Origin of the sequence: Chryseobacterium sp. HMWF035 (genome assembly GCF_003094695.1) — a bacterium.
GTDB classification, from domain to species: domain Bacteria; phylum Bacteroidota; class Bacteroidia; order Flavobacteriales; family Weeksellaceae; genus Chryseobacterium; species Chryseobacterium gambrini.
The window spans coordinates 1-4348 of the sequence record NZ_QEHP01000145.1 but is presented as its reverse complement, the minus strand read 5'-3'; the positions used below and the strand labels follow the sequence as shown (position 1 = coordinate 4348).

The 4348-nt window shown below is 27.6% G+C and carries 3 protein-coding genes; all 3 read left to right on the top strand.

The window, feature by feature from the left end:
• Positions 1–145: 145 nt before the first annotated feature.
• The 3 genes from DD829_RS22655 to DD829_RS22645 are packed head-to-tail and all read left to right on the top strand — an operon-like array spanning position 146 to position 4268.
• Positions 146–2494 (top strand): sensor histidine kinase, encoded by a 2349-nt coding sequence (locus tag DD829_RS22655; protein WP_108410653.1) that lies wholly within the window; start codon positions 146–148, stop codon positions 2492–2494.
• Positions 2484–3548 carry a hypothetical protein gene (locus tag DD829_RS22650; protein ID WP_116548183.1) on the top strand — a complete coding sequence of 355 codons (1065 nt, stop codon included), beginning with the start codon at positions 2484–2486 and terminating at the stop codon, positions 3546–3548. The genes DD829_RS22655 and DD829_RS22650 overlap by 11 nt, the downstream gene beginning before the upstream one ends.
• Before the next feature lie 3 nt (positions 3549–3551).
• Positions 3552–4268, top strand: a complete 717-nt coding sequence (locus tag DD829_RS22645) for a hypothetical protein (RefSeq protein ID WP_116548182.1) — start codon at positions 3552–3554, stop codon at positions 4266–4268.
• Positions 4269–4348 lie beyond the last annotated feature (80 nt).

Sequence of the window (4348 nt, the reverse complement as noted above, 5' to 3'; positions counted from 1 at the left end):
ATTTTATTTTTGTAATTTAGTAATGTTTAAATCTAAAACATATTTAATATTTTAAAATTTAATCAATTAAAAATTCATCGTACTAGTTATATTAGTAACCAAACCAATTTTTATTATATTTACATATTAAATAGCACTGCATTTAATGAATGATCAAGAAAAACTCAACGCCTTAAAAAACGATTTAAATATTGAATTGTCAAAAGATATAATTGATAGTTCTAAAATAATTAAATTATCCGGAGAAATTGCAGATTTAGATAAGAGTAAAGTACGCTTTTCTATTGATTCAGGAGTAATAGATAGACTTGGCAAAGAATTGGTTGCAAGACAAGAAACAGCTGTTTCTGAATTAGTTAAAAATTCTTATGATGCAGATGCTACATTAGTAGAATTACGGTTTATTGAAACAAATGATATTGGGGGAGTTTTAAGAATTAAAGATAATGGAACAGGGATGAGCCGAGATGAACTCATTAATGGCTTTATGCGAATTTCTTCAACGAATAAAATACACAATCAATTTTCGAAATTGTTTAATAGGAAAAGAGCTGGTCAAAAGGGAATAGGTAGATTTGCAGTACAAAGACTTGGTACTAAATTAACAATTATAACTCAAACTGAAGATTCAGATATATGTCTTCAATTAACCATAGATTGGAATAAATATCTCGCTGATTCTGATTTAAATTCAATTTATAATTTATTAGAAGAATTACCAAGCAAAGACAAATGCGGAACTGAACTAATTATAAGTGACTTACGAGATAAGTGGTCTGAAGCATCTATTAAGAGAATATACAGATATGTATCTGACATAATTCAGCCATATACCCTTAAACCTATTATTGAAAATGCACAAATAAAAGAGACGAGTGAATATCACGATGAATATTCTGAAAATATTTTCTCTACAAAATTTTACAAAATAGATAATGGAATTCGTAAAACTATTGCTGATAATCAAAAAATGATTTACGACTATGCTGTTGCTGAAATAGATGGCTATATTAATAGTGAGGGAAAAGGAATCTTTAACATTATAAGTAAAAAACTAAGTATCGATGAAATTGGTGAAATAAGTAGTGATCCAGATATTGCAGGAGTTTCATTTAAATTTATAAAAAATCTCAATTTTAAAGCCTATTATTTTATTTACGATTCCGATCTAGTACCCGCAACTCAGTCAACATTAATAAAAAAATTAGCAGCAACTCAAGGAGGAATAAGATTATATCGAAATGGTTTTAGAGTATTACCGTATGGTGAGCCATCTAACGACTGGTTAAAATTGGACAAATCAGCTAGACAAAGATCAATATTACCGGCGCACTCAAATGTTAATTTCTTTGGGTTTGTTCAACTAATTGATCATGAAAACTATTTCTATGAAACCTCAAGTAGAGAGGGTTTAACGGAAAACGAGGCATTGATAGAAATGCAAAACTTTGTCTACAGGACATTAATAACAGGTGTTTTAAAAGTTGCAGAACGTAGAAATATAAAAGTTACCTCAGGTCAAATAAAAGACCAGAAAGGAAATTGGGAAAAAATTGATTTGCGCATTAAGAATATATCACATACACTGGAAGAACTTGATCAAGCTTTAGAGAATGAGACTAATAGTATAGAAGTAAAAAAAAGGAGAAAGAGAAAATTAGATGCATTAAAAAAATCAATTTCTGAAATTGAAAAATTACAAAAAGAAGAACAAGCAGAGTTTTTGAAAGAAAAATCTATGTTAAGGGTTTTAAGCAGTGTAGGTTTAACAATTGCCCAATTTATACATGAAATAAAATATTATACTGATAATATAAAAAGCGATATTGATTTTCTTATTAGAAAACTGGATAATGATCATGTTGCTTTAACAAGACTAACTATACTAGATAAGAATTTTACTACTTTTAATAATTATACTTCATATTTTGATAATGTTGTATCGCAGAATTTAATACGTGAGTTGGTACCTTTGGACTTGAGAATCATCACAAAAGACTTTATAAATTCATTAGAAAGTAGTCTTCTAGATAATAAAATTTCAATATTTGAAGAACCAATATTTAGAAAATATAGATTATTTACTAAGCCTATGCACCCATCAGAATGGTCTTCAATATTATTTAATTTATATACAAATTCAATAAAAGCTATAAAAAGAGCAGGCGTCAAAGGTAAAATTCTTATCGAATGCGGCGAAGTTGAAAATTTAGTATATCTGGAATTTTCAGATAATGGTGATGGCATTTCTGCTGAAATTGAAGAAAGAATTTTTGATGAATTTTTCACTACCACTTCTTCAGTTAATTTTGAAAGTTTTGCCCCATCTAATGAAATATCAGGAACAGGACTTGGATTAAAGATAGTAAAAGATACTGTAAAAAGTTATAGAGGAAATATATTTGTCGCCTCTCCTAAGGAAGATTATTGTACAACTATAAGAATAGAAATTCCAAAAGCAACAGAAAAAGAACTAGAAAAATATGGAATATAAAATTATATACATTGAAGATCTTGACGCAAGCTCACTTTCAATGGATATCAAACAACATGATATTGAAGTAACTCCCCATAAACCTGTAAGCTTCGATAAGGTCTTTTTAGAGATGACTTCTGATGCTTTTCAGGCTATATTACTGGATTTTAAATTAGATGAAGAGTCTGATAGTGTTATATTATTCAATGCTCCGTCATTAGCACAAAATCTTAGAACAAAAAATATTGAGGATAAAAAATATAAACCGATATTCTTAATTACTAATCAAGAAAATATAAGTACCTATTATAAAGACTTTACAAGTCACGATTTGTTTGATTTTGTAAAAACTAAAACAGAGTTCCGACAAAGGTTACCTGAAATGTGTACAAGAATAAAATCATTTATAGAAGGTTACAGTACAATCAATTCACTCGGTAGTGATTTACAAAAAATTTTGCAAGCTACAGATAATCAATATTCAACAGTTGATTATTTGATTAAAGAAACTTTAGAAGGAGATCAGTATAAAGATAATATTAATAAAATTGCTTTTTTTATATATCATAAGATAATAAAATCATTTAATTTTCTTGTAGGAGAAGATATCTTATCAGCTAGACTAGGAATTAAAAAAGATTCACTAGACTGGAATTCATTACTTAACGAGTTTACAGAAAATAAATATAAAGGTGTTTTTTCATCTTCACATAATAGATGGTGGTGGAATGAAATTGAAGAATGGTGGTTAAACAAAACTGACGGTCAAAATATTAGGAGATTAAAAGGACCTGCCAGATGTGAAAAAATTTCAGAAATAACTGGTTTAAAAAGATTAATACCAGCTGAAAAATCAATTCACTCGAAAAGCGAATATTTTTGGACAATCTGCCTTGATAAACTTTTACCCATTGACCCATTAGATGGATTAGAATTACGAAAGAAAAATTTACTTCCTTGGCAAGATAATGAATATATTTCAATGGAAGCATCTTTAGAGTCTTCTAAACTAAATAAATATCTTAATAATATAGATAAAGAAAAAATGATTGAATATAATAAAACATTATAAAATATGTCTGGATGGAACTACGATTCATTTTATAGAAATTTATCTACAATAATAAAAAAATTTAGTGCTTATAATATTCCAGTAGAATTAACAAATCTGAGAAAATTAGAAAGTGCCATATACTCTCAACTTAGCTATAATGGGAAATTTAATATTAATGCTAAAGAAATAATAATAAATATTAACCATTGCATTTCTGGTACAACTCCAGTTGCTATTAAGGATTTTATAATATATTTTGATCATTATATATTAATAGATTCCTCTAGAGACTATTATAAAAATGATTTAATTGAGAAGTATGCATTCGATATTCATATTGTTGGCTACGACGAGGATGCTAAAGAGTATAACTACGCATGGCATTTAGATAAAAATATAACCTCAGCAGATCCCAAATATACTCACCCTTATTATCATTTTCAAGGAGGAGGTCAAAAATTAGAAGGAATGGATACAGGTGAAATCTTATTAATTGATTTTCCGAGAATTCCTCACCCTCCAATGGATTTATTTTTAGGGTTACATTTTATTATAAATAATTTTATAAGCTCAAAAGATGTTCCGAAAAAATTGAACCTTTTAAACGATCATGATTATCAATCAATTATAATAGATTCACAAAAGCTTATGTGGGACATTTATTTCAAATCATTTGAAGTAGATTGTAAGCATGATGATTTTAATTTTCGAAATGTATTTCCTTTATACATTCATTGATAAAATATTTAAATGGCGCTAAGTAAAGCTTTTTTTAATTTTTTAAAAAAATACAACACTGAAAATAACATAGTTAATTG

Bases quoted from the DNA above. Each gene is read 5' to 3' on its own strand.
- DD829_RS22645 (WP_116548182.1), top strand. From the start codon at position 3,552: ATGTCTGGATGGAACTACGATTCATTTTATAGAAATTTATCTACAATA.
- DD829_RS22655 (WP_108410653.1), top strand. From the start codon at position 146: ATGAATGATCAAGAAAAACTCAACGCCTTAAAAAACGATTTAAATATT.
- DD829_RS22650 (WP_116548183.1), top strand. From the start codon at position 2,484: ATGGAATATAAAATTATATACATTGAAGATCTTGACGCAAGCTCACTT.